The sequence below is a fragment of the Planococcus sp. BI3 genome (assembly GCF_056680115.1).
On the sequence record NZ_CM155266.1, the window covers coordinates 338704 to 364318 of the forward strand.

Genomic DNA, 25615 nt, shown 5'->3' on the forward strand with positions numbered 1-25615 from the left:
CAGATAGGGGTAGTCATTTATGGGGAATAACAGTTATCATGAGTCGATCGAGAAGAATCGACAGGAAATATCGGTGGACAAAAATTCAGCGTTATCCAGAGCTGCTCAGAGGCAGGCACAAAAGCCTAAGGCCCCAAAAAGCAAAAGCCTCTTGATGCCTGCATTATTTTTTATATTTATATTGATTCCGGTTTCTTTGCTGATTTATGTAGCTTTCTTATTTGAACCCGACGATTCATTGACAGCTAAACCCGCAGAAAATGAAGTAAGCTTCGAGATGAATTCCCAACCATCCACTACTTCCGTTGCTGCGGCAGAAAAAGAAGAAAAAGAAGCAGCAGAAAAAGACAAGGCTGCGGCAGAAAAAGAAGCAGCTGAAGCAAAAGCAGCTGAAAAAGCTGAAGCAGAGGCTGCAAAAAAAGCAGAGGCTGCTGAAGTGAAGGCGGAAGAGGAAGCTGCCGCGAAAGCCAAGGCTGCAGAAGCGGAAGCCCAAGCAAACGCTGAAGCCAAAGCTCAAGCGGAAGCAGAAGCTAAAGCAGTGGCGGAAGCCCAGGCCAAAAAAGAGGCAGAAGCCAAAGCTAAAAAAGAAGCGGAAGCCAAAGCCAAAGCAGAAGCTGATAAAAAAGAGGAAGTTCCTAGTGCCAACGGCAAAACCTATGTTGTGCAGTCAAGTGAAACGCTTTACCGCATTGCCGTCAATAATTACGGAGCAGCCGGTGCAGCCGCTGCGGTGGAAAAAATCAAACAGGCTAACGGGTTGAGTTCAAACAGCATCAGTCCTGGGCAGACCTTGATTTTACCCTGATCAATCAGTTCCAAAAAAAGTGGCCGGACAGGAAATATGCGTTAGATATTAGAGAGTGGGGCGAGCAGATGTTTGTTAAAAGTGCAATGGTCAAACGTGAAAAATGCCATACAGTGAAATTAAATGATTCAGTACAGATAGGTTTTGACCTGTTGGAGAAGTATTCAATTGATGCTTTACCGGTAGTAGAAGGAACGGAATACAAAGGGATCTTCAGCTGGTACTATGCATACCGTGCATTTTTCTATTCTGGAAAAACGAAAGAAGAGTTCAACAGTTCAACTAAAGTCAGCGATGTAATAGTCAATGAAGATGTGTATCTGAATATTAATGATGTATATGAAAAAGCGTTGGTTGAATTGAACGATTTTCCAATTATTGCAGTTGTCGAAGACCGGCAATTTTTAGGGATCGTCACCCGTTTTGACATCGTCAACCAATTGCAGAGTGCTTTTGGGATGAACCAACCGGGCTATCGCATTACTTTTACTTCGGTAGAATCGGAAGGCCGCATCGGTCGGCTCGGAGAAATCATTGAAAAATACAAGGAATCCGTAATTTCCCTTGTCACTTTTGATGAAACCAATAAAATGGTTCGCCGCATTGTACTGAAGATCAAAAAGAAGGACAATATCACCCGTTTTGTGAAGGAGCTGGAGAAATCCGGATTCCGTGTATTGGACATCGCAGAAGATTAATAGCAGAATAAGACGAAAAGCATAAGCCTCGCTTATGTTTTTTCTTCTTTTTGGAAGGAAGCCCGACATGAAATATTTAATTCAACTAGTTTTGGCAGCGTTGGCGTTTCTTCTTTTTATGGCACGCAATGCCTTTTCGGAAAAACTCGTGCACGCAACCATTGAATTGCCTGCTGCCAAGCCGTTTGAGCCCTTTAAACTCCTGTTTATTGCGGATGTCCACCGAAGAGTCATCCAATCCAAAACAATTGATTTCCCCGTGGATATTATTATTATCGGAGGCGATTTGGTGGAAAGGGGTGTGCCGCTGGGACGCGTTGCAGAAAATATAAAAACTTTAACGGCTCATGCTCCAGTATATTTTGTTTGGGGAAATAACGACCGGGAAGTCGACGAAACTTCGCTCCGGAAAATTTTCAGGCAGTATGGGGTAAATGTGCTGGATGATCAATCGGTGACCTTGTTCGGCAATGAGCGGCTGAAGTTGGTTGGATTTGACCATTTCGGTTTCAAGCCAAATGGGTTGAAACATGCTTTCGAAGACGTCAATGACCAGGATACGGTGCTGTTTGTTTCACATACCCCATTTGATTTCCAGAAGATAAGAGGCGAATATTCAGCAGACCTGCTGCTCGCCGGCCATACGCATGGCGGCCAAATCCGTGTCGGCCCTTTCGGTTTATTCAGAAAGGGTTCGATGAAAGTAAAGGATGGCCGTGTTGAACTGATCAGCAATGGTTTTGGAACGACCACTTTGCATCTGCGGCTGGATGCGCAAGCGCAATATCATTTACTGGACATTCGCCCTAAAGTTAAAGTGCCCGAATAAAAATTTGTCACGAGCCGGCTAAATCCATTATGCTAGATAAGGATCAAGTACAGGAGATGTTTTGGAATGGAATATGTAGATGCATTAATTATTGGAGGCGGCCCCTGCGGCTTGTCAGCGGCTATCGAGTTGAAGAAACTGGGTCTTTCCCCGGTGGTAATCGAAAAAGGGAATGTCGTCAATGCGATTTTTAATTACCCGACGCACCAAACCTTTTTCAGCACCAGTGAAAAACTATCGATTGGCGATGTGCCTTTCATCATTGAAGGACGTAAACCCAAGCGCAATCAGGCATTGGTCTATTACCGCGAAGTCGTCAAACGGAACGGTGTCGACATACGCCCTTTTGAAACGGTGGAGCGTGTGGAAAAGAACGGCCTGTTTACGGTGACCACATCAAAAGGCGAATACCAGGCCAAATATGTAATTGCTGCGACCGGTTACTACGACCAGCCCAACAAACTTGAAGTAGAGGGCGCAGACTTGCCGAAAGTGATGCATTATTTCAAGGAGGGGCATCCTTATTTCGATCAGGATGTCTTGATCATCGGCGGAAAGAACTCTGCTGTCGATGCGGCTCTTGAATTGCATAAGGCAGGCAGCCGCGTAACCGTGTCCTATCATGGCACGAGCTACTCCAAAAGCATCAAGCCATGGATTCTGCCGGAGTTTGACGGCCTGGTGAGAGGAGGGGAAATCACGATGCTGTTCGATTCGATGATCGACAAGATCACGGACAGCAGCGTCGAGTTGACAGTCAATGATCAAAAAGAGACGATTCCCAATCAATTCGTTTTTGCGATGATCGGCTATCACCCCGACCATCAATTCCTGCAATCGATGGGCATGTCCATCGATCCAGTTTCCGGCCGGCCGACCTTCAATGAAGAATCGATGGAAACCGAGGTCGACAATCTTTATATTGCCGGGGTCATTGCGGCAGGAAATAATGCCAATGAAATCTTTATTGAAAATGGACGCTTTCATGGACAGCAAATTGCGGAAGCTATTGCAAAAAAAGAAAGCACAGATTGATTGTGCTTTCTTTTTTATGGTCTTGAAAATTAAGGCTGAATAATTGGAACAGGAAAGGAAGTTGGAAATATGAAGAAGAAAGTATCGTTGATTACGACAGGCGGGACCATTGCGAGCAGGGAAATTTCCAACGGACTTTTAGAATCCGGTGCGATTTCAGGAAAAGAATTGGCCGAACTATGCCAGTTGCCAGAAGAAATTGAAGTGAAAGTAATCGACGTATTCCAACTGCCGAGCATGCACATCGGTTTCGACCAGATGCTGACAGTGAGAGAAGCGGTCCTTAAGGAGCTGCAGGATCCTGAAGTTGAAGGGATTGTCGTGACCCATGGTACAGATACTCTCGAAGAAACAGCCTATTTTTTGGATCTGACAATTGATGATGACCGTACAGTGGTCATTACAGGCTCACAGCGATCCCCTGAGGAAGTGGGAACCGATGTCTATTCCAATCTCCGCAACTCGATTTATGTGGCAGTAGACCCTGGTTTAAGAGGGATAGGAGCGGTTGTGGTATTCAACGAACGGATCTATAGTGCTAAATACGTCAAAAAGGTCCATTCCAGCAATCTGCAAGGCTTTGATTCGTTCGGCCATGGCTATCTTGGCATTATTGACAATGACAAGGTGCGGATCTATCAAAAGCCGGTGATGCATGAAGTTCATGCGGTCAATGGGCCTTTGCCTCGAGTGGATATCATCAAATGCCATTCGGGACAGGATGGTTATTTGATTGATATGCTGGTTTCTGGTCCTTCTAAAGGGATTATTCTCGAAGCAGCTGGCAGAGGGCAGGTGTCCCCTCATATGGTGGACGCGATCGATCAGGCAGTGAAACAGGGTATTCCGGTGGTTCTGACGACCGGTGCTGAAGAAGGAAATGCCTATCCTGCTTACAGCTATCCGGGAAGCGCACATGATTTATTGACACGCGGCGTTATTCTTGGCAGTGATTACGACAGCAAAAAAGCGCGCATTAAACTTGCGGTTCTACTGTCCTGCCAAAAGGACTTGCAGGCGGATGTTTTTGACCGATAGCCAATTGTGGAACTGTCCAGCAAAGGTGAAAAACACGCAGCTAAACATGTTACACTAATGGTAATCCAAACAAAGGGGTACGCGTATGATCATTTTACTAACTGTAGCAATAGCCCCGAGTCTAGCGCTTTTCAGTTATTTGTATTTGCGCGATCAATTTGCCAGTGAACCGTCGAAACTGCTGTTTCAAAGTTTCTTATATGGAGTAGTGTTGACGTTCCCGATTCTTTTTGTCCAATACGTCTTCAATGCTGAAGGTGTTTTCGCCAATAGTTTTATCCAGAATGTGCTGTTCTCCAGCGTTATTGAAGAATTTTTCAAGTGGCTGATTTTATTGATTGCGGTTTACCGCCATGTCGACTTTGAAGATCCTTATGATGGAATTCTCTACGGTGCCAGCGTTTCTCTTGGATTCGCCACAGTCGAAAACATCTTATACTTGTTGGAGTTCGGCCTGCAGACTGCTTTTATCCGAGCTTTTCTGCCGGTATCGAGCCACGCATTGTTCGGAGTTGTCATGGGCTATTATTTCGGCAAGGCAAAGTTCACCAGAAGCAGCAAACGCTGGCGATGGATCGGCTGGGCGCTTGCAAGCTCAGTGATTCTCCACCTGGCCTATAACACCAGCCTGTATGTGTATGACAATATCATGTATGGTGCGATTCCGTTTATGCTGTTTCTTTGGTGGTTCGGGCTCCAGAAAGTCAAGCAGGCCCACCAACTTTCCTTGTCGCACTATCATGACCACAATTCTTCTGCGCAATCAGGCAAACTGAAATGAATTTCCAAAGAAAAAGCCTTAATCAAAAAGGCTTTTTCTTTTTTTGTTGGGAAAATAACTTCTGCTTCTTTACAATATGCCCAGACTTCAGTGCCACCTGGGCGCTTCTGCTTTTCTTATGTTAAAATATGATGAATACATAAGATGAGGTGACTATTTTGACGAAACCGATACAAATAGCAATCGATGGGCCAGCTGCTGCAGGCAAAAGCACAATAGCGAAAATTGTGGCGGAAAAACTGGGCTATGTCTACATCGATACCGGCGCTATGTACCGTGCAATTACATTAAAAGCTCTAAATGAAGCGATCAATATGGCCAGTAATGAAGAGGCCGGCAAATTATTATCGGAGACAGAAATCGACCTGCAGCCGTCTGAAGGCGGCCAACTGGTTTTTCTTGATAAAAAAGACGTGACAGAAGCGATCCGTTCCCAGCATGTCACAAAAGCCGTGTCAGAAATGGCAGCGCATGAACTGGTCCGCCTTCGTATGGTTGAGCTTCAGCAACAATTGGCTGAAGGGCGTGGAGTGGTGATGGATGGCCGGGATATCGGGACCCATGTCTTGCCGGATGCTGCATTGAAAGTGTTCATGTCGGCATCGGTCGAAGAACGCGCAAGAAGAAGATTTGAAGAAAATAAGAAAAGGGAGATCCTGACACCGCTCGAGGAACTCCAGGCTGAAATTGCCAAGCGGGATAAAATGGACAGCGAGCGCGTAGTGGCTCCGCTGCGTCAGGCAGAAGACGCCATTTATCTCGATACAACCGCCCTGACAATTGATCAGGCGGCGCAGGAAATATTGAAACTGGCTGAAGAGAGGTTGGTATAAAGTGAATTTATATGCAGTTGGCAAAGGATTGGTGAAGACCGTATTAAGCCCTTTATATCGTTTTGAAGTAATTGGAGCTGAAAATTTCCCGAAAGAAGGCGGTATCCTTTTATGCTCTAACCATATTCATGCACTTGATCCCCCTGTCGTTGGAATGACGGCACCAAGGACCGTCCATTTCATGGCAAAAGAAGAGCTGTTCAAGGCACCCATTCTGGGGCCGCTGCTGCCAAAGGTAAACGCTTTTCCCGTAAAACGGGGGATGAGTGATCGGGAAGCTCTGCGTACTGCGCTGAAGCTCTTGAAAAGCGGTGAAGTTGTGGGGCTGTTTCCTGAAGGAACCCGTTCAACGGATGGCATTTTGCAAAAAGGCCTGAGCGGCGCAGGATTCTTCGCACTGCGCGGCAATGCGGATGTTATGCCCTGTGCGATCATCGGGCCTTATAAAGCATTCCGCAAAGTTAGAGTCGTATACGGAGAACCGATCCGGATGGAGGCATTCCGCGAACGGAAAGCTTCAGCCGATGAAGTGACTGAGGTAATAATGGCCAGTATCCAGAAGATTTTGGATGACTACGCCGGCAATAAGTGATAATTTTTGTTTTTATTAGAGAATTCGAATAAAATAGAAGGTGGATAGTTTGTGAAGGAGGGCTACTTATGTCAGAGGAAACGAACATGATGGAAAACCGTGACTTCCAAACAGGAGATCGCGTAAAGGGAATAGTGGCAAAAATAGAAGAAAAAGCAGTAACCGTAACGATTGAAGGTGCGCCTTTTGACGGCATCATACCCATTAGTGAGTTATCAAGCCTGCATATCGAAAAGGCATCAGATTCAGTAGATGTTGGTGATGAACTAGATCTGATCATTACGAAAGTGGAAGACGAGAATTTTGTTTTATCCAAACGCAAAGTCGATGCCGAACAGGCATGGGATGAATTGGAGAAAAAATTCGAATCGGGCGAGATTATTGAAGCTGAAGTAAAAGACGTTGTAAAAGGCGGTCTGGTAGTTGATCTGGGCGTGCGCGGATTTGTTCCCGCTTCATTGGTGGAAGATTACTTTGTAGAATCATTTGAAGATTACAAAGGAAAAATACTAACCTTCAAGATTGTTGAAATGGAAAAAGAAAATAATCGCCTGATTCTTTCTCACCGCGCAGTCATCGAGAAAGAAAAAGAGTCGCAAAAAGAACAGGTAATGGAGCATATCCATGCCGGAGATGAGCTGAAAGGCAAAGTGCAGCGTATTGCTTCTTTCGGTGCGTTTGTCGATATCGGGGGAGTAGATGGCTTAGTCCACATATCCCAGCTGTCGCATGAACACGTGGAAAAGGTTTCTGACGTGGTGACGGAAGGACAGGAAGTTACTGTTAAAGTGTTGTCCGTCGACCGTGATTCAGAACGCATTTCGCTGTCCATTAAGGATACTCTTCCTGGGCCGTGGGATTCCATCGACGAAAAAGCGCCGAAAGGCTCCGTCCATACCGGAATAGTCAAACGCCTTGTCAGCTATGGAGCGTTTGTGGAAGTCTTGCCTGGAGTCGAAGGGCTTGTCCACATTTCACAAATTGCACACAAGCACATCGCAACACCGAATGAGGTATTGACAGAAGGCGAAGAAGTTCAAGTTAAAGTGCTGGAAGTCAATAAAGCTGATAAACGCCTGTCGCTCAGCATCAAGGAATTGCAGGAAAAAGAAGGCGAACATGATTTCTCCAATTATGATATGCCTGAAGAGTCTACTGGATTCTCCATCAGTGATGTGATCGGTGACAAATTAAAAGGATTTAAGTCCGAATAATATGTCGAGAGCTGAGCGGAAAATGGACCATATACAATTTGCTTTATCGACAGGCCAGAGCAAAAAAAACATGTTTGATGATATCCGGTTTGTCCATCAGGCTTTGCCTGACTCGGCAGTATCCAGTATCTCCATAAAACCAACAACAGGTGATTTGAACTTGAAATCACCTGTTTTTATTAATGCCATGACGGGTGGCGGAGGCAGGGACACCGAACAATTGAATGGCCTTTTGGCTCGGGTGGCCAGGGAGACTGGGGTTGCGATGGCTGTCGGATCACAGATGGCGGCGCTCAAAGACCGCAGCGAACGGCAATCCTATGCGGTCGTCAGAAAAGAAAACCCGAACGGCATCCTGTTCGCAAACCTTGGCAGTGAAGCAACTGTACAGCAAGCGGAGGAAGCGGTCGAGATGATCGAAGCGAACGCATTGCAGATCCACCTGAATGTTGTACAGGAGCTGACTATGCCTGAAGGGGACCGCGATTTCCGTGGAGCGTTGGACCGCATAGAGGCGATTGCACAGCGGCTTTCTGTTCCTGTAATTATTAAAGAGACCGGCTTTGGCGTATCGCGCGAAACGGCAGAGAAATTGAAAGGCACCGGGATTTCTGCCATTGATGTCAGCGGTTTTGGCGGAACGAATTTTGCGCTGATTGAAAATGAACGCCGCAGAAGAAAACTGGCGTATTTCGAAGACTGGGGCATCCCGACAGCGGCAGCAATTGTGGAAGTGAGGAGTGTCTTTAAAAAAACGGTCTTTGCTTCCGGCGGCATACAGGATGCACAGGACATGATCAAAGCCTTTTTGCTGGGGGCAGATGCCGTGGGTCTCGCCGGTTCTTTTCTGAAGACCGCGATGCACGAAGGCGAAACTCAGCTCATCAGGGATATACAAGCCCTCTATGAGGATTTGGCGATGATGATGACGGCTCTGGGGGCTGATAACCTGGCGGAGCTGCAGAAATGTCCGGCTGTCATCACGGGAGAATTGGCGCAGTATCTCAGCGTCAGAGGCTTCAATCCGGCATCTTATGCAAACCTTGAGAAAAACTGAATATTGCACATTTTAAGGGGATGGACATTTAACAGATGCCATCGCCTTTTTCGTGTATAATAGGCATATCAGAAGTGGAAGGATGAATTTATTATGTCTAAACCGGTAGTAGCAATAGTTGGCCGGCCGAACGTTGGTAAGTCCACGATATTCAATCGCGTGGTAGGAGAACGGGTTTCCATCGTGGAAGATATTCCAGGAGTGACGCGTGACCGTATTTACAGTTCGGCAGATTGGCTGACACATGAATTTAACATTATAGACACAGGAGGCATCGATCTTCGTGACGAGCCATTCCTTGAACAGATCCGCCAGCAGGCAGAAATCGCTATGGACGAAGCGGATGTCATCATTTTCCTCGTTAACGGACGCGATGGTGTCACAGCGCAGGACGAGCAGGTAGCAAAAATTTTATACCGTACGAAAAAACCGGTCATTCTGGCCGTCAATAAAATTGACAATCCCGATATGCGCCACATGATTTATGATTTTTACACATTAGGATTGGGTGAACCTTTCCCGCTTTCAGGATCCCACGGTTTGGGATTAGGGGATCTTTTGGACGAAGTTGCTAAAAACTTCCCGAAAGACGACGACGAAGAATATCCGGATGATGTCATCAAATTCTCATTGATCGGCCGTCCGAATGTCGGCAAATCCTCTCTTGTAAACTCTTTCCTAGGGGAAGAGCGGGTTATTGTCAGCGAAGTAGCAGGCACCACGCGCGACGCTATAGATACACAGTATGAATACAATGAGCAGCCGTATGTCATAATCGACACGGCCGGAATGCGTAAAAAAGGGAAAGTCTATGAAACGACCGAAAAGTACAGTGTTTTGCGCGCCTTGCGTGCCATTGAACGCTCAGACGTTGTTTTAGTGGTTCTGAATGCAGAAGAAGGCATTCAGGAACAGGACAAAAAAATCGCTGGATATGCACATGAAGCCGGCAAAGCAATCATCATTATTGTGAATAAATGGGATGCTGTCGAAAAAGATGAAAAAACAATGAACGTGATGACACGCAAAATCCGTGAACATTTCCTATTTTTGGATTATGCTCCGATTATGTTTGTCTCCGCAATCAGCGGCAAGCGTGTGCACAGTATTTTGGAAATCGTCAATAAAGTGAACGACAACCATTCAAGACGCATCCAATCGAGTATCTTGAATGAAGTTATTGAAGATGCCGTTGCGATGAATCCTGCGCCATCAGATAAAGGCCGTCGTCTGCGTCTTTATTATGCGACACAAGTAGCAATCAAGCCGCCGACATTCGTCGTCTTTGTCAATGAACCGGATCTGATGCATTTCAGCTATGAACGCTTCTTGCAAAACCGGATTCGTGATAGCTTCGATTTTGAAGGAACTCCTCTTCGTCTTATAACAAGAGCGCGTACTTAAGGTAAAAGGTGGTTTTGGCTTATGGAAAAAGTTTCTGTTTTTGGAGCAGGAAGCTGGGGGACCGCCTTGAGCTATGTATTAGCTCAAAACGGCCATGATTTATTACTTTGGACACATCGCAAGGAACAGGCCGATGAAATCAACCAGCATACAAATAAACGCTATTTAAAAGATACACAATTGCCGGAAAGCCTGAAGGCAACGAGTGATTTGGCTAAGGCTGTCGATCATGGGGATATCTATGTGCTGGCCGTTCCGACAAAAGCCATCCGGGAAGTTTGCCAGGATATCAAAAAGCATCTGGACCGGAAAATTCTGTTTGTCCATGTTTCCAAAGGGATTGAACCGGATTCGTTAAAGCGGATCAGTGAAATGATCCGTGAGGAAATACCGGAACAATGGATTGAAGATGTGGTCGTATTGTCCGGACCAAGCCACGCGGAAGAAGTGGTTCAGGAGCATCCGACAACCGTTACAGCAGCTTGCGAGAACACCGCATCAGCTAACCGGGTCCAGGACCTGTTCATGAACCATTATTTCCGCGTCTATACCAATACCGATGTGATCGGTGTTGAAATTGGCGGTGCATTGAAAAACATCATCGCTTTGGCTGTCGGAATCACTGACGGTTTAGGATTTGGCGATAATGCAAAAGCCGCGATCATGACGCGCGGACTCGCAGAAATTGCACGGCTCGGCGTGAAAATGGGGGCAACTCCTTTAACTTTCTCCGGATTGACCGGAGTGGGTGATTTAATCGTGACCTGCACTAGCGTCCATTCGCGTAATTGGCGGGCCGGGAATATGCTTGGAAAAGGTAAATCCCTGGATGAAGTGCTGGAAGAAATGGGCATGGTCGTCGAGGGGATCCGGACGACAAAAGCGGCTTATCAAATGTCGAAAGCGTATGATGTGCCGATGCCGATTACAGCTGCACTTTATTCGGTTCTATTTGACAATGTATCGACCGATGATGCGGTTGGAACGCTGATGGGACGCACGAAGAAGAACGAAATGGAAGATTTGATCAACTTGCTTTAATTGTCACAAAAGAAGAGGGTGCTACAAGCTGCCTCTTCTTTTTTTATGCTATACTATTGACTGAAACACTATGAAAGGCGGGCAATTATGAGTGCTTTAGATAAAATGTGGGTATCATTTGCTGGAATTGCTTTTTTGATGATTTCAATGGGTCTCATCTACTTGAGCAGATACAAACTGAAAAACGGCATCCTTAAATTTATTTTCGCGCTAGTTGCATATATCTTGCTGATTCTTGGATTCTTTATCATGATATTCACAGTATTCAGCGGCCCTACCGGCGGCGCATGAGGTGAGGAAAATGAAAAAAACATCAATGCTTATTCTGCTCTTGTTGCTTGCTGCATTTCTTACAGCTTGTGGCTATCCGCAAAGTGAAAGAGCTGAAAACCAGATTCCGTATGAGGATCAAATAATTACAGTCCAAAACGCAGTAAATCAATACAGAGGGGCGACAGGCGGCTTGCTTCCCATCAAGACGCGGGATATGGAAGTTGACCAATACATCAAATATCCAGTCGATTTCTCGAAGATTGTTCCCGACTATACGGCAGAAGTACCTACAAACGCATTTGAAACCGGTGGTATTTTCCAGTACGTTCTTATGGATGTCGAAGAAAATCCAACGGTAAAACTGGTTGATCTGCAGGCAGCAGAAGCGATCAGGTCTGTTAATGTACGAAAAAGCGCCAACGGTGGACAGGCTCCAATCGCCGAAATTTTGGCGGATAATGTCTATAAGTTTAACCATGAAGCAATGGGATTCTCTGAGGAACCAACTGTTGTCAGTCCCTATAGCGGCCGGAATTTGCCTATGATAATCACTGGCAGCGGTGATGTCTATATTGATTATTCGATGGACCTTTATACAGCTCTTCAAGAGTATGAAGGGGAGTTGGAACCTGGTCAGGATATCCGCTTTATCCTGTATGAAGACCACCCGGTAGTTCCTGCTTATTCTCTTCCCTACACAATCAATGAAGAAAATGAACCAGTATTTTTAGCGGAGTGAAAACATTGATTTGACGCGATTTTGATAGAAATGACCTCTTTTTAGAAAATTTTGTTAGTATTTGGTGGATTTATTGAAAAAGCAAGCTGTTTGTTGTTGCTATGCGATTTTCGATGTGATACTCTTTTTACAGGATTGATGGTTGCATCCCCTTTGAGAGGAGGTGAATAGCATGAACAAAACAGAATTAGTGAACTCTGTTGCTGAAGCAGCTGAACTTTCTCGTAAAGACGCTGCCAAAGCAGTTGACGCTGCATTTGAGACGATTCAAGACGCTTTAACTAAAGGTGAAAAAGTACAGTTGATCGGATTCGGTAACTTTGAAGTACGCGAACGCGCGGCCCGCAAAGGACGTAATCCACAAACTGGAGCTGAAATTGAGATCGCTGCAAGCAAAGTTCCTGCATTTAAGCCAGGTAAAGCGCTTAAAGACGCAGTGAAGTAAGCTTTAGCCTCTGTACATAGGATGACTTTTGCGAGACACAATCTTGCAAAAGTCATTCTTTTTTTGAGTCAACAGTTTTGCGAAACACCTGTGCGTATGCTACGATTCATGAGAGAAAAGCGGAGGCGGCCGTTCTGCTCCGACAGGCATAAGACGATCTGGCGAAGCGGCGTACTTTGCCGCATAGCCAGAGTGGCTTATGACCCGAGGAGCAGGCCGCCGAAGCTAGACAATGAGAAAAGCGGAGGCGATCGAGAAAACCTGAAGGGCATAAGACGGGCTGCCGAAGTGGCGCACTTTGCCACACAGGCGGAACGGCTTATGATCCCGAGGGTTTGATCGCCGAAGCTAGACAATGAGAAAAGCGGAGGCGGATAAGGAAGGTAACCTAGAACCGCGGCTTCCTGCCGCAACGGTTACCTGACCCACATCCTGTGGGCCTCCGACAGGCATAAGACGATCTGGCGAAGCGGCGTACTTTGCCGCATAGCCAGAGTGGCTTATGACCCGAGGAGCAGGCCGCCGAAGCCGCAAACCAGAAAAGAAAAAGCGTTGCAGGAAAAACTGACATAGAAAAATATCTGTTGGTAGCCATCCTGCTGCCACAAAAATAACGATTCGTCTTCAACAGGAGGAAACAGAATGATAGATGTGAAAGCACATAAAGTAGACCTTGATAAAATAGAGCAAGCTGTCTCGATGATTCTAGAGGCAGTTGGGGAAGACGTAAACCGAGAAGGATTAAAGGATACGCCTAAAAGGGTAGCTAAGATGTATGCAGAAGTATTTTCTGGATTGAAGGAAGATCCAAAAGAATATTTCAAAACAGTTTTTCATGAAGGTCATGAAGAATTGGTGCTCGTCAAAGATATTCCTTTCTACTCGATGTGCGAACATCACCTCGTTCCGTTTTTCGGAAAAGCGCATATCGCCTATATTCCTCGCGACGGAATCGTGACAGGATTAAGTAAGTTGGCCCGTGCGGTAGAAACAGTCGCAAAACGGCCACAGCTGCAGGAACGCATCACTTCGACGATAGCAGATTCATTGATGGAAACATTAAACCCGCATGGCGTTTACGTCATGATTGAAGCGGAGCATATGTGCATGACCATGAGAGGCATCAAGAAGCCGGGCTCAAAGACAATGACAGCTGTGTCCAGGGGCATTTTCGAAACCGACGACATCAAGCGTTCAGAAGTAATCACATATATCAATATGGACTAATACGGAAAAGCAGGTGGGAAAATGGCTCAGACAGAATATATTGTTATTCGCGCACAGGAAGACGGCGTGAACGTCATAGGATTGACTCGTGGCAATGATACAAAATTTCACCATACTGAAAAATTGGATAAAGGCGAAGTGATGATTGCTCAGTTTACTGAGCATACTTCAGCTATGAAAATCCGCGGTAAAGCGGAAATTCATTCTGCCCACGGTATCGTTGAAAGTGAAGCTAAAAAATAACGATATTGGATGAAGGCAAGGCTTTGCCTGTGATATACTATTGTAGTATGGCTAAATCATGAATGGAGCAAGCAGTATGAACGGACATCAAATACAATCGAAAATTATTTCCATGGAAATCGAGGTCGTCAATGCTGTACGGCAGCAGACACTCGATGAATTTACAGAAGGTCCTTCTGTCAAAGAATCCCGTTTATTTTTTTTGTTATTGCCTTTTTTTGGCGGGAAAACTTGGTCAGCAGAAATTGAGTCCTCTGCAAAAACAGTTTCCATCGTCTATGCCGCTTTGCATGCCCATGATCAAATAAGAGAAGATTCGCCCATCATCAAAGAACAGCAGCTGACTGTTTTGGCCGGAGATCTATATAGTGGAATCTATTATCAGATGCTGGTCAATTCCAAGAATATCGGCATGGTCCAGCAATTGGCATCGGCGATCATTCAGGTGAGTGAAAAGAAAACTTCGTTTTTTGAAGAAGCAATTCGGCCGATTGAAGAAATAGAAAAAGCGATCATCACTATTGAAACTGAACTTTTAATGTCATTTTATACATTTTACGGCTATACCGAATACGAGTCGCTCGCAAAACAGGCGTTGTTGTATATACGCTATGCGGATGAGTTGAAGCGGCTGCAGTCTAAAGATTATACGCATTTCCTGCGTGAATTGAATGCAAAGCTTGTTCATGAAATTTACACAGAACATTGGCTATTGGAAAAACTGGATAGCCTGCATGGACAGATATTGGCATCCATTGCCGATTGTTCACTGGATTATGAACTGGCACAATTTTTGCTCCATCAAATAACCCCGCACCAGCATAGAGCTGAGCAGCTGACCCGAGAAGGATGACTGATATGCCTAAAACGAAAGAACAAAGAGTCCACGAAGTGTTTGAAAAAATATCAGAGAACTATGACCAGATGAATTCGGTCATCAGTTTTCAGCAGCATAACAAATGGCGTGAAGATACCATGTACAAAATGCAGGTTCCCAAAGGAGCTGCGGCTATTGACGTTTGCTGTGGAACTGCTGATTGGACCATTGCACTTGGAGAAGCTGTCGGCGAAACCGGACAGGTTGTCGGATTGGACTTTAGCCAGAATATGCTGAATGTCGGCCATGAAAAAACCAAAGATATGCCGCAGATCAACTTGATCCAGGGAAACGCCATGTCATTGCCTTACCCGGATAATTCATTTGATTTTGCAACCATTGGTTTTGGGTTGCGCAATGTTCCGGATTACCGTCAGGTCCTTTCTGAGATGCATCGTGTATTGAAACCAGGCGGAATGATTGCCTGCCTGGAAACTTCACAGCCTGAAAACATTGTTTTTAAGCCTTTTTTCAGAATGTATTTCCGTTTCGTTATGCCTGTTTTCGGTAAACTTTTCGCCAAAAGCTACAAAGAGTATTCATGGTTGCAGGAATCCGCAAAATCATTCCCGGGCATGAAACAATTGGCGAAACTTTTCGCTGAAGTCGGATTTGAAAAAGTGAAGTATAAGCCTTATACAGGAGGCGCCGCAGCCCTCCACCTAGGAATAAAAAAAGTAAATTAGCGGGAGAAGGATTTTAAGTGGAAAAGATGAAGTTGAAATTGCTCTATTCCGACCTTAGACCGGAACTGGAAATGATCGAGAAGGAATTGGAACGGGCAGTGGATTCTGAATCTCTCCTTTTAAATGATGCGTCTCTTCATTTATTGCAGGCCGGAGGGAAAAGAATCCGACCTGTTTTTGTTTTGCTTGCTGGAAAATTCGGCAATTATGATATTGAAGTCATGAAACGGGTGGCAGTGCCACTCGAGCTGATCCATATGGCTTCACTCGTCCACGACGACGTCATAGACGATTCGGAGATCCGCAGAGGCCGACCGACCGTCAAAGCGCAATGGAACAACAGTGTGGCGATGTACACGGGTGATTTCATTTTGGCGCGTGCATTGGAACGGATAGCTGAAATTGAATCTCCACGGGTCCATGAAATCCTCTCCAAAACCTTGATCGAAGTTTGCCGGGGCGAAATTATTCAAATCAAAGATAAATACAAATTGGACCAGAATTTACGGGATTATTTCCGGCGCATCAAACGGAAGACGGCTTTGCTGATTTCTTCCAGTTGTGAATTGGGGGCTCTTGTTTCGGGAACAGATGAGAAAACTGCAGCGCATTTGCGCCGCTTCGGTTATTTTATCGGGATGTCATTCCAGATCATCGACGACATCCTGGATTTCACATCAACTGATGAAGAATTAGGGAAACCGGCAGGCAGCGATTTTATCCAAGGGAATATCACTTTGCCTATTTTATGTGCGCGAAAAGATCCCGAAATCTATGCCATGCTGAAAGCTAATCTCAACAAGGAACTTTCCAATGAAGAACGATTGAAGATTGTCGCGACGATCCGCAACAGTTCTGCCATCGAAGAAGCCAAAGCCATGAGCGAACGATATCTGGAAAAAGCCTTGCGGGAACTTTCTTTCCTGCCTAAAGGACGAGCGGTGAAAACGATGAGGAAAATTGCCTTCTTTATCGGCAAACGGAATTTTTAAGTTGCCGGTTGACAAATGAGTCGACAATGATAGTATTTTTTAAGGTGGGCTAAAAGCCCGAGCTTTTAATAGAGGAGTGTTTACATTGGAAAAAACATTTTTAATGGTTAAACCAGATGGCGTTCAACGGAACGTAATCGGAGAAATCGTCGCACGTTTTGAGAAAAAAGGATATCATTTAGCAGGTGCTAAATTGATGCAGATCTCTACGGAGTTGGCTGAAGAGCATTACGGCGAGCACAAAGAACGCCCTTTCTTCGGTGAATTGGTTGAGTTCATCACTTCTGGTCCTGTATTCGCAATGGTTTGGGAAGGCGAAAACGTTATTTTGACTGCACGTCAAATGATGGGCGCTACGAACCCTAAAGATGCAGCTTCAGGAACAATCCGCGGAGACTTCGCAGTCACTGTCGGCAAAAATATGATTCACGGTTCAGATTCTGCTGAAAGCGCAGAACGCGAAATCGGCTTGTTCTTCAAAGAAGAAGAATTGGTTTCATATGAAAAAACAATCAACAGCTGGGTTAACTAATCCATTCTGATTAAAAGCAGCCTAGCTGCTTTTTTTATATCTTTACTGATAGAGCCGTCCGGTTTTCGGGCGGCTCTATTTTTTATATGGAAATGAACAAATAATGAAGGTAATAATTCTCAATTGATTGAAGTTTCACTTTATCTGATTTTCATATAGAATTGAAGAAATACCTTATGGTATAGTGATACATAAATACTTTAGCACGTTGAAGGGAGAAAGCGTAAATGCGTTATTTAACAGCAGGAGAATCACACGGTCCGCAATTGACTGCCATCATAGAGGGGTTGCCGGCGCAATTGCCTTTGACGGCAGAAATGATTAATAAAGAGTTGAAAAGGCGCCAAGGCGGGCATGGACGCGGAAGACGGATGCAAATCGAAACAGATACGGTTGAAATTGTTTCCGGCGTTCGGCACGGCAAAACATTGGGTTCTCCTGTCGCTCTAGTCGTCACAAACGACGATTGGAAACACTGGACCTCCATTATGGGAATCGAACCGATTGAAGATACAGAAGAAGTGAAACGCCAAATATCGCGTCCGCGTCCTGGACATGCAGATTTGAACGGCGGCATTAAATATGGCCACCGCGATCTTAGAAACGTCCTGGAGCGGTCTTCAGCACGTGAGACGACGGTTCGTGTGGCAGTTGGGGCAGTAGCCAAGCAATTGCTCGCGGAACTTGGCATCAAGATCGTCTCACACGTAACAGAAATCGGCGGCATCAAAGTAAATCCGGAAAGCTATCTTGGAAAGTCTGCTGATGAAATCCGCGAAATCGTTGAAAATGATGCAGTTTATTGTGCAGACCCATCCGTTACCAAACAGATGACGGATTTGATTGACCAAACGAAGAAAAATGGCGACTCTATCGGAGGAACAGTGGAAGTGATTGTGGAAGGCATGCCGGCAGGGATCGGAAGCTATGTCCATTATGACCGGAAACTGGATGCCAAACTGGCAGCAGCCATCATGAGCATCAATGCTTTTAAAGGTGTGGAATTCGGCTTAGGCTTCGAAATGGCCAGAAAACCCGGCAGTGAAGTGCACGATGAAATCCTATGGGATGAAGAAAATGGCTATACCCGCAAAACCAATAATCTTGGCGGATTCGAGGGTGGTATGACAACTGGAATGCCAATTATTGTAAGAGGCGTCATGAAACCGATTCCGACACTATACAAACCGTTAAACAGTGTGGACATCGAAACAAAAGAACCATTCCAGGCGAGCATTGAGCGATCTGACAGCTGTGCAGTGCCAGCCGCTTCGATTGTTGCTGAACATGTAGTGGCTTGGGAAGTGGCAAACGCCTTGCTGGATCAATTTGATGCAGATCAAATGCCGCGCCTGGTCGACAACTTGAAAAATTACCTGAATTACACGAAGGAGTTTTAAGCATGAAGCAATTGCGGGTCGAAGCTGACCATCCATATACAGTCCATATTGGTGCCGGGGTATTCGATTTGTTTGCTGATGCTTATCGCCCCTTGCTGGATGCAGCAGACCGCATTGTCATTATTGCGGATGAACGGGTGGCAGAGCTTCACTTGCAGTATTTAATGGGGTTTTTGGCAGACTGGGATATCCGTGTTTTGACCGTACCCGCTGGAGAAAGCGCTAAATCAGTGGAAACCTTCATGGCATGCCACAGCTTTCTGCTTTCCGAAAACTGCTCGAGAGATTCTTTGCTGTTGGCATTTGGCGGCGGAGCGACAGGAGATGTGGCTGGATTTGTCGCTTCGACTTTCATGCGCGGCATCCCGTTTATTCAGCTGCCCACGACGATTTTAGCCCATGACAGTGCGGTAGGCGGAAAAACAGCCATCAATCACGAATTGGGCAAGAACATGATCGGCACATTTTACCAGCCAAAAGCAGTTTTGTATGACAGCAAGCTGTTGGCTACATTGCCACCGGGCGAAGTGCGTTCCGGAATGGCGGAAGTGATCAAACACGCTTTCATATCCAATGAAGAGTGGCTGGCAGAACTGTTGGCCATCCGTGATTTCAAGGGAATGGCCCAAGAGGATCTGAATCGCCATCTGGAAAAAGGCATCGCTGTAAAAGCGGCAATCGTCGAAGAAGATGAATTTGAAGGCGGCGTCCGTAAATACTTGAATTTCGGCCATACCCTGGCCCATGCGTTGGAAGGCTATCTGGGCTATGGCAAACTGACGCACGGGGAAGCTGTGGTGCTGGGCATGTCCTATGCCTTGCTATTATCGGAGCATAAAAAATTGGATGAGTTTATCCGGTGGTCCGATGCGAATGGCTATCCGCTTCATTTGCTTGCGGAAATTCAGTTTGAAGCCTTATTGCCTTATATGAAAAAAGACAAAAAATCCTCAAGAGGAGCGCTGAATTTTGTCTTGCTTGAACAGACGGGCAAACCATTTGTTCAAAAAGTGGAAGAACAGCTTGCCAGTTCTGCATATGAAAAATTAGTTTCAAGGATAGGAGAAGTGATTGGATGATACGTGGAGTAAGAGGTGCAATCACGGTTTCTGCAGATCAGCCGGAAGAAGTCCTGAAAGAAACAAGACGGCTGGTTTTGGAGATGGCCAAAGAAAATAAAATTGAACCGGATCATGTCGCTTCTGTCATCATTTCGACAACGACAGATATCTCTTCGGCTTTTCCTGCAAAAGCTGTCCGGACGATTGAAGATTGGAATTATGTACCGGTCATGTGCACGCATGAAATGGACGTTCCCGGCAGCATGCCTTTGTGTATCCGTGTAATGATGCACGTCAATACAGAGCTTGGCCAGCAGGAGATCCATCATGTTTATTTGAATGAAGCGACGAAATTGCGTCCTGATTTGACAGCTAAAAGCCAGGTGAGTTCGACGTGACAACTCATATATTAATCATTGGATTGGGCTTGATTGGCGGGTCGCTTGCAAAAGCGCTTCAGCGCAACAGCGATATCCATGTAGCGGGCTACGATGCCGATGCATTAACTGCAAGAAAAGCTTTTAAAATGGGCATTATACATAGTTCGCCGCCATCGCTTGAGCAGGCTGCCTCTGAAGCGGATGTCATTGTTTTCGCCACGCCGGTCGGTGCCACTATCAAATTGATGGAGCAAAGCAAATACTGGAATTTAAAAGAAGATGTTATTTTGACAGATACAGGCAGTACGAAAATCCAGATAATGGAAGCTTCAAAAAGTCTGGATCGCCTGTTCATTGGCGGCCACCCGATGGCGGGATCTCATAAAAGCGGTGTAGAGGCTGCGAAAGATGTCTTATTTGAAAATGCTTTTTATATTTTAACTCCTGGTGAAAAAACCGATGAAAAGCGTCTTCAGTTTCTTAAGGAATTATTGGCGGTGACAAAGGCGAAAATCGAAGTGCTGCCAGCGGAAGAGCACGACCATATGACAGCCATCGTCAGCCATTTCCCGCATTTGATCGCTGCTTCGCTGGTCCATCAACTGGATCAGGAGGAAAAATTCCCGTTTGCCCGGCAATTGGCAGCAGGCGGCTTCCGGGACACGACGCGTATCGCTTCGTCTAATCCGGAAATGTGGCGGGACATCACCACCCAGAATAATGCCATGATCGTCCAGCAATTAAGCAACTGGATGGAACAGATGGAGCAACTGAAGGATATGCTTGTAAAAAATGATCCCGAACCGATCCAGCAATTCTTTTCGCATGCTAAAATGGTGCGCGACCAATTGCCGATAGCAGGGCATGGAGCGATGTTCTCCGTATTTGATCTTTATATTGATATCCCGGATGTTCCGGGCAGCATTTCGGAATTGACGGGCTATCTGGCAGAAGAAGGGATCAGCATCGTCAACCTCCGGATTTTGGAAACACGCGAGGATGTTTTCGGTATTCTTGTCATCAGTTTCCAGACTGCCGAAGACCGCGCCCGTGCCCAGAAATGCATTTCAGCACGGACAGTTTACGATTCGTACATTTCCTGAAAGGATGGATAAGCCCATGGCATTATCGCTAGCATATAAAAAACCTTCCCTGAAAGGCAGCATTCAAGTGCCTGGGGACAAGTCGATTTCCCACCGTGCCATCATGTTCGGATCTATGGCGACCGGCACGACAACAGTTGAGGGCTTCCTCATGGGAGACGATTGCTTAAGCACTATTTCCTGTTTCAGGAAACTTGGAGTTGAAATCGATATCACTGATGACCTGGTAACCATCCAAAGCGAAGGGGAGGATTCCTGGAAAGAACCTTCCGAAGTGCTGGACACTGGCAACTCTGGGACGACAACACGCTTGATGCTCGGTTTATTGGCTGGAACAGGGTTCCACTCCATTTTGGCTGGTGACGAATCGATCGCCAAACGCCCGATGAAGCGCATCATTAATCCGCTTCGTGAAATGGGGGCCGATATCCGTGGACGAATGGATGGACAGTATACGCCTTTAGCAGTTCAAGGAACCCCGTTGAAGGCGATAGACTATACCTTGCCGGTCGCCAGTGCACAAGTGAAATCCGCCATTCTTTTGGCAGCATTGAAAGCGGATGGCAAGACAGTCATCCACGAACCGATTGCTTCACGTGACCACACGGAAATTATGCTGGAACATTTTGGCGCGACGATCACACGCGAAGACCACTTGATCAAGCTGGAAGGCGGACAAAAATTGACCGCTGCACATGTAAAGGTTCCTGGCGATATTTCATCCGCGGCGTTCATGATCGGCGCTGCATTGATTACAGAAGGCAGCAAAGTGACATTGAAGAATGTCGGCATCAATCCGACACGGACAGGCATTTTGGATGTGATTGAACAAATGGGTGCTTCTTTTGATCTGGAAGAAAAGGAAACACTGGGAGAACGCTCTGCCGACCTGACCGTTTATTCCAGCAGCTTAAAAGGAATTGAAATCGGCGGTGACTTGATTCCACGGTTGATTGATGAAATTCCTTTGATTGCCCTGATTGCAACACAAGCCGAAGGGACGACCGTGATTAAAGACGCTGAAGAGCTGCGGGTCAAGGAAACGGACCGCATTGCAGCAGTCGTCAAGGAATTGTCGAAAATGGGCGCGGACATCGAAGCGACAGAAGATGGCATGATCATCCATGGACCGACTTCTTTGACCGGTGCTGAACTAGCTTCTTATGGCGACCATCGCCTCGGCATGATGGCGGCAATCGGTGCTTTGGCCGCTTCTGGGGAAGTTGTGATCGACGATCCGGAATGCATCTCAATTTCTTATCCGAACTTCTTTGAACAATTAAATTTACTGACAAATGGACTCTCCTGATGGAGAGTTTTTTTATTATGATAAAGCAGTCTTTTCGTGTAGGATGAGAATAAGAACGTGAAGGAATAGGTGATGGAATGGCTACTATTGAAGAGATACAAAAAGCAGTTGAACAAGGAGATCCAAATCTCCTGAACACTTTACTGGAGAAGTATTTGCTGCAGGGCGATCCTGATGAGCAATACGGTTTGTCGGAATGGCTTGCGGAAATCGGTTTTGTGGAAGAAGCAATCAAAGTGCTGGAGCATCTGCAGTATATTTTCCCTGAAGAAGCGCAGTTGATCATCGACCGGGCCAATCTGCTGATTGACGCCGACCGGGAAGACGACGCATTGAATGCATTAATGGAAGTGCCTAAGGACGATGAGCTGTACGCTCAGGCACTTGTGACACTGGCGGATCTGTTCCAGCTTCAAGGCTTGCTTGAAGCCGCTGAGAACCGCTTGAACGAAGCGATTGAATTGATGCCGGATGAGCCGCTGCTGCAGCAGGCGAAAGCGGAGTTGCTGCTGGATTCCGGACGCTACCTGGAATCGGCTAAAATTTATCAGGAGCTGGAAGCACAGCAGGTTGTAATTGAAGGAGTCAGCCTTTCTGAACGGCTGGCCGAAGTTTACAGTGCTGGCGCTGCGTATGAAGAAGCTTTGCCCTATTATGACAAGGCATTGGAAGGCCAACGTACGCCAGACGTTCTGTTCGGCGCTGCATTTGCTGCTTTCCAGACACGGCAATACGAAATGGCGATCCGCCGTCTTGACGAACTGATCGGCATCGATCCGGATTATTTCTCTGCTTATTTGCTGAAAGCGCAATGCTTGAATATGACGGAAGATTACCCGGCAGCCTATCAGGTAATCAGCGAAGGAATAGCCAGAGATGAATTCGACAAGGAATTGTACCTGTTCGCAGGCAAGTTGGCGATGAAACTTGGCAAGCCCGATGAGGGTGTTGCCCATCTGCGCCAGGCAATTGCACTGGATCCGGAATACATGGAAGCCATCTACACACTGGTATCTTATTTCCACGCAGAAGAGATGGATGAAGAAGTTCTTGAGCTTGCAGACATGGTGATCGAAAGTGGCGACGACTGGGCAGGCCTTTATCCGATGATTGCTGAAGCCTATGAACGTTCTGAAAACTACGCTCAAGCAACAGTCTATTACGAAAAGGCGTACCCATCCTTTAAAGAAGATGCCGGTTTCCTGAAAAAATATGCCTTATTCCTAATTGAAGAAGGAAAAAGAGAGGCAGCCCTCGAAATTATTAAAGAGCTGCAGGTCTTGGAACCGGAAAATCCGGAATGGTTCGACTGGCAGCAGTCGTTTGACTGAAAGGAGGAAATTTCATGACCGCTTCAGTATCGATAGGTGAAAAAAAGCAATTTGTTCGTTGGTTTCTGCAGTCATACAAGATGAAAAGACGTGAATGCATTTGGATTCTTAATTATATGTTGAGCAATGAAGAACTGCTTGAAAAAACCCATTTTGTTGAAGAAGCGCATTATTGTCCGCGTGCAATGGTCATGTCCTCAACTGAATCGAAAGAAATACCGTTTCGCTTCTATAAAGGGAATTTGATGACAGCGGATGCGGAAAAGTCGTTTCATGATCTGCGATTGAATCCTGATGACGATTTGTATGTCCAATTAAATTTCCCGAACATTCCTCCACCGGCTCTGTATTTGTCAGTGCTGGAAGAAAATCCTTATATGCCTAAAAATGTATCAATCAATGAACAGGATAGCCTGATCGCTGAGAAAATTCTTGAGGAAAGTATGGCGATTTTTCAGGAAGAAACAATTCATAAGCAAATTGATGAGGCATTGGACGCCAATGATCGCGAGCGGTTTTTTGAACTGTCAGCGATGCTGAAGGCGTTCAAGGCCCTGAAAAAAGACGGAGTGTGAAAGAGTGTTATGCATTTTATCGGAAAAGAAATGGATCAGTACTTAAGCCAGCAGGATTATGTAGATACTGCCGTTGTGCCGCTGCTTCAGTTAGATTTAAGTGCAGCAGGGATGAAGGCGAGTGCAGGAGCTTCTGAATACCTGCAAACCTTGACCGCATTATTGGAAAAGCAATTTAAAGGGCGGATACTTTTGTTTCCGCCCGTTTCTTATGCCAAAATAGCGAATCGGCAGCGAATAGCCGATGAACTATCGGAAGAACTGCAGCATACGAAATTCAAGCATGTCTTTTATTTGACCACTGATTCGGAATGGCGGACGATCGACAGCCTGAAAAATGTTTTATGGCTGCCGGCGATTCCGATTGAAGATATGGATCAATCTTTCAAAAAATCAGTCATGGAAGACCAGTTGAGGCAGGTATTGCCGCTATTTACGAAAGAATGGTCACATCATTCATGAAATGTTCACAAACTGTGTGAATACGCTGAATGCGATATTGACCTAAAGATTTGATTGATATATCATTAGGTTGTCCTAGTAATTATATTTGAATGAGTATGTCCATTGGACTGACCTTGAATGTTAGAGGGGGGAAAAGGATGAGTAATAATCGTGTATCACGACGTCAATTTTTAGGCTACACTTTAACGGGTGTAGGCGGTTTTATGGCAGCAGGTATGTTGATGCCAATGGTTCGTTTTGCGGTAGACCCGTTACTTCAGCAACATGAAGCCGGAGACTTCGTTTTAACTGATCAAGCTGTAGCTGATATCACTGAAGAACCAGTACGTGTCGACTTTGCTTTCGAACAGGTTGATGCATGGTATACATCTGAAGTGACGAATTCAGCTTGGGTGTATAAAGAAGGCGATAAGTTAATCGCGCTTTCACCTGTCTGCAAACATTTAGGATGTACAGTGAACTGGGCGGGAGATCCAGAAAACCCGACACAATTCTTCTGTCCATGCCACGCAGGCCGTTATGAGAAAAACGGACAGAACATCGCAGGAACACCACCGCTTGGACCACTTGATGAGTACGAAGTACGAGATCAGGATGGCTTTGTAGCGATCGGTGCAGTAAGAGCAAACACAATAGTTTAATAGTTAGGG

General features: G+C 45.8%; 30 protein-coding genes. All 30 read left to right on the plus strand.

Going from position 1 to position 25615, the window contains the following annotated elements; all coding sequences use genetic code 11:
• Positions 1-154: 154 nt before the first annotated feature.
• On the plus strand, positions 155-805 hold the full coding sequence (locus tag AC1MEO_RS01690; RefSeq protein ID WP_480333896.1) for a LysM peptidoglycan-binding domain-containing protein: 651 nt from the start codon (positions 155-157) through the stop codon (positions 803-805).
• Positions 806-873: 68 nt separating this feature from the next.
• Positions 874-1503, plus strand: coding sequence for a CBS domain-containing protein (locus AC1MEO_RS01695; protein ID WP_480333897.1), 630 nt, complete (start codon positions 874-876; stop codon positions 1501-1503).
• Positions 1504-1570: 67 nt separating this feature from the next.
• Entirely contained in the window at positions 1571-2332 is a 762-nt protein-coding gene (locus tag AC1MEO_RS01700; RefSeq protein WP_480333898.1) for a metallophosphoesterase, read from the plus strand.
• 66 nt (positions 2333-2398) lie between these two features.
• Positions 2399-3367, plus strand: a complete 969-nt coding sequence (locus tag AC1MEO_RS01705) for a YpdA family putative bacillithiol disulfide reductase (protein ID WP_480333899.1) — start codon at positions 2399-2401, stop codon at positions 3365-3367.
• A gap of 69 nt (positions 3368-3436) precedes the next feature.
• Entirely contained in the window at positions 3437-4405 is a 969-nt protein-coding gene (locus AC1MEO_RS01710) for an asparaginase (protein ID WP_480333900.1), read from the plus strand.
• An 85-nt stretch (positions 4406-4490) separates the two neighbouring features.
• Complete coding sequence (prsW, locus tag AC1MEO_RS01715) at positions 4491-5186, plus strand: glutamic-type intramembrane protease PrsW (protein WP_480333901.1); 696 nt, start codon at positions 4491-4493, stop codon at positions 5184-5186.
• Between the two features lie 158 nt (positions 5187-5344).
• Positions 5345-6019, plus strand: a complete 675-nt coding sequence (cmk, locus tag AC1MEO_RS01720) for a (d)CMP kinase (RefSeq protein ID WP_480333902.1) — start codon at positions 5345-5347, stop codon at positions 6017-6019.
• A gap of 1 nt (position 6020) precedes the next feature.
• Positions 6021-6611, plus strand: coding sequence for a lysophospholipid acyltransferase family protein (locus AC1MEO_RS01725; protein WP_480333903.1), 591 nt, complete (start codon positions 6021-6023; stop codon positions 6609-6611).
• Positions 6612-6679: 68 nt separating this feature from the next.
• Entirely contained in the window at positions 6680-7825 is a 1146-nt protein-coding gene (gene rpsA / locus AC1MEO_RS01730) for a 30S ribosomal protein S1 (RefSeq protein ID WP_480333904.1), read from the plus strand.
• Between the two features lie 22 nt (positions 7826-7847).
• The gene (gene fni, locus AC1MEO_RS01735) at positions 7848-8882 is read left to right on the plus strand and encodes a type 2 isopentenyl-diphosphate Delta-isomerase (RefSeq protein WP_480333905.1); all 1035 of its coding nucleotides are present in this window, start codon (positions 7848-7850) and stop codon (positions 8880-8882) included.
• Between the two features lie 93 nt (positions 8883-8975).
• Positions 8976-10286 (plus strand): ribosome biogenesis GTPase Der, encoded by a 1311-nt coding sequence (gene der, locus AC1MEO_RS01740; RefSeq protein WP_480333906.1) that lies wholly within the window; start codon positions 8976-8978, stop codon positions 10284-10286.
• A gap of 21 nt (positions 10287-10307) precedes the next feature.
• Positions 10308-11327: an NAD(P)H-dependent glycerol-3-phosphate dehydrogenase gene (locus tag AC1MEO_RS01745; RefSeq protein ID WP_480333907.1), complete on the plus strand. Its 1020-nt coding sequence runs from the start codon at positions 10308-10310 to the stop codon at positions 11325-11327.
• Positions 11328-11414: 87 nt separating this feature from the next.
• On the plus strand, positions 11415-11618 hold the full coding sequence (locus AC1MEO_RS01750; RefSeq protein WP_480333908.1) for a DUF2768 domain-containing protein: 204 nt from the start codon (positions 11415-11417) through the stop codon (positions 11616-11618).
• A gap of 10 nt (positions 11619-11628) precedes the next feature.
• The gene (locus tag AC1MEO_RS01755; RefSeq protein WP_480333909.1) at positions 11629-12339 is read left to right on the plus strand and encodes a hypothetical protein; all 711 of its coding nucleotides are present in this window, start codon (positions 11629-11631) and stop codon (positions 12337-12339) included.
• Between the two features lie 172 nt (positions 12340-12511).
• Positions 12512-12784 (plus strand): HU family DNA-binding protein, encoded by a 273-nt coding sequence (locus AC1MEO_RS01760; RefSeq protein WP_006829858.1) that lies wholly within the window; start codon positions 12512-12514, stop codon positions 12782-12784.
• A 642-nt stretch (positions 12785-13426) separates the two neighbouring features.
• Positions 13427-14011: a GTP cyclohydrolase I FolE gene (folE, locus tag AC1MEO_RS01765; protein ID WP_480333910.1), complete on the plus strand. Its 585-nt coding sequence runs from the start codon at positions 13427-13429 to the stop codon at positions 14009-14011.
• Between the two features lie 21 nt (positions 14012-14032).
• On the plus strand, positions 14033-14254 hold the full coding sequence (gene mtrB, locus AC1MEO_RS01770) for a trp RNA-binding attenuation protein MtrB (RefSeq protein WP_058385037.1): 222 nt from the start codon (positions 14033-14035) through the stop codon (positions 14252-14254).
• 76 nt (positions 14255-14330) lie between these two features.
• A complete protein-coding gene (locus tag AC1MEO_RS01775) occupies positions 14331-15107 on the plus strand; it encodes a heptaprenyl diphosphate synthase component 1 (RefSeq protein WP_480333911.1) in 777 nt (258 codons plus the stop codon).
• A 5-nt stretch (positions 15108-15112) separates the two neighbouring features.
• Positions 15113-15817, plus strand: coding sequence for a demethylmenaquinone methyltransferase (locus AC1MEO_RS01780; protein WP_480333912.1), 705 nt, complete (start codon positions 15113-15115; stop codon positions 15815-15817).
• 17 nt (positions 15818-15834) lie between these two features.
• Entirely contained in the window at positions 15835-16809 is a 975-nt protein-coding gene (gene hepT, locus AC1MEO_RS01785) for a heptaprenyl diphosphate synthase component II (protein ID WP_480333913.1), read from the plus strand.
• 85 nt (positions 16810-16894) lie between these two features.
• Positions 16895-17341 (plus strand): nucleoside-diphosphate kinase, encoded by a 447-nt coding sequence (gene ndk, locus AC1MEO_RS01790; protein ID WP_480333914.1) that lies wholly within the window; start codon positions 16895-16897, stop codon positions 17339-17341.
• Positions 17342-17568: 227 nt separating this feature from the next.
• Positions 17569-18741, plus strand: a complete 1173-nt coding sequence (gene aroC / locus AC1MEO_RS01795; RefSeq protein ID WP_480333915.1) for a chorismate synthase — start codon at positions 17569-17571, stop codon at positions 18739-18741.
• Positions 18742-18743: 2 nt separating this feature from the next.
• Positions 18744-19820, plus strand: coding sequence for a 3-dehydroquinate synthase (aroB, locus tag AC1MEO_RS01800; protein WP_480333916.1), 1077 nt, complete (start codon positions 18744-18746; stop codon positions 19818-19820).
• Positions 19817-20200 (plus strand): chorismate mutase, encoded by a 384-nt coding sequence (aroH, locus tag AC1MEO_RS01805; RefSeq protein WP_480333917.1) that lies wholly within the window; start codon positions 19817-19819, stop codon positions 20198-20200. The genes aroB and aroH overlap by 4 nt, the downstream gene beginning before the upstream one ends.
• Complete coding sequence (locus AC1MEO_RS01810) at positions 20197-21285, plus strand: prephenate dehydrogenase (RefSeq protein WP_480333918.1); 1089 nt, start codon at positions 20197-20199, stop codon at positions 21283-21285. Before aroH ends, AC1MEO_RS01810 begins: the two co-directional genes overlap by 4 nt.
• A 16-nt stretch (positions 21286-21301) precedes the next feature.
• Positions 21302-22594 carry a 3-phosphoshikimate 1-carboxyvinyltransferase gene (aroA, locus tag AC1MEO_RS01815; RefSeq protein ID WP_480333919.1) on the plus strand — a complete coding sequence of 431 codons (1293 nt, stop codon included), beginning with the start codon at positions 21302-21304 and terminating at the stop codon, positions 22592-22594.
• A 77-nt stretch (positions 22595-22671) separates the two neighbouring features.
• Entirely contained in the window at positions 22672-23925 is a 1254-nt protein-coding gene (locus AC1MEO_RS01820; RefSeq protein ID WP_480333920.1) for a tetratricopeptide repeat protein, read from the plus strand.
• A gap of 14 nt (positions 23926-23939) precedes the next feature.
• The gene (locus AC1MEO_RS01825) at positions 23940-24500 is read left to right on the plus strand and encodes a ReoY family proteolytic degradation factor (protein WP_480333921.1); all 561 of its coding nucleotides are present in this window, start codon (positions 23940-23942) and stop codon (positions 24498-24500) included.
• A gap of 9 nt (positions 24501-24509) precedes the next feature.
• Entirely contained in the window at positions 24510-24962 is a 453-nt protein-coding gene (locus AC1MEO_RS01830; RefSeq protein WP_480333922.1) for a DUF2487 family protein, read from the plus strand.
• 140 nt (positions 24963-25102) lie between these two features.
• Positions 25103-25606, plus strand: coding sequence for a QcrA and Rieske domain-containing protein (locus tag AC1MEO_RS01835; protein ID WP_480333923.1), 504 nt, complete (start codon positions 25103-25105; stop codon positions 25604-25606).
• Positions 25607-25615 lie beyond the last annotated feature (9 nt).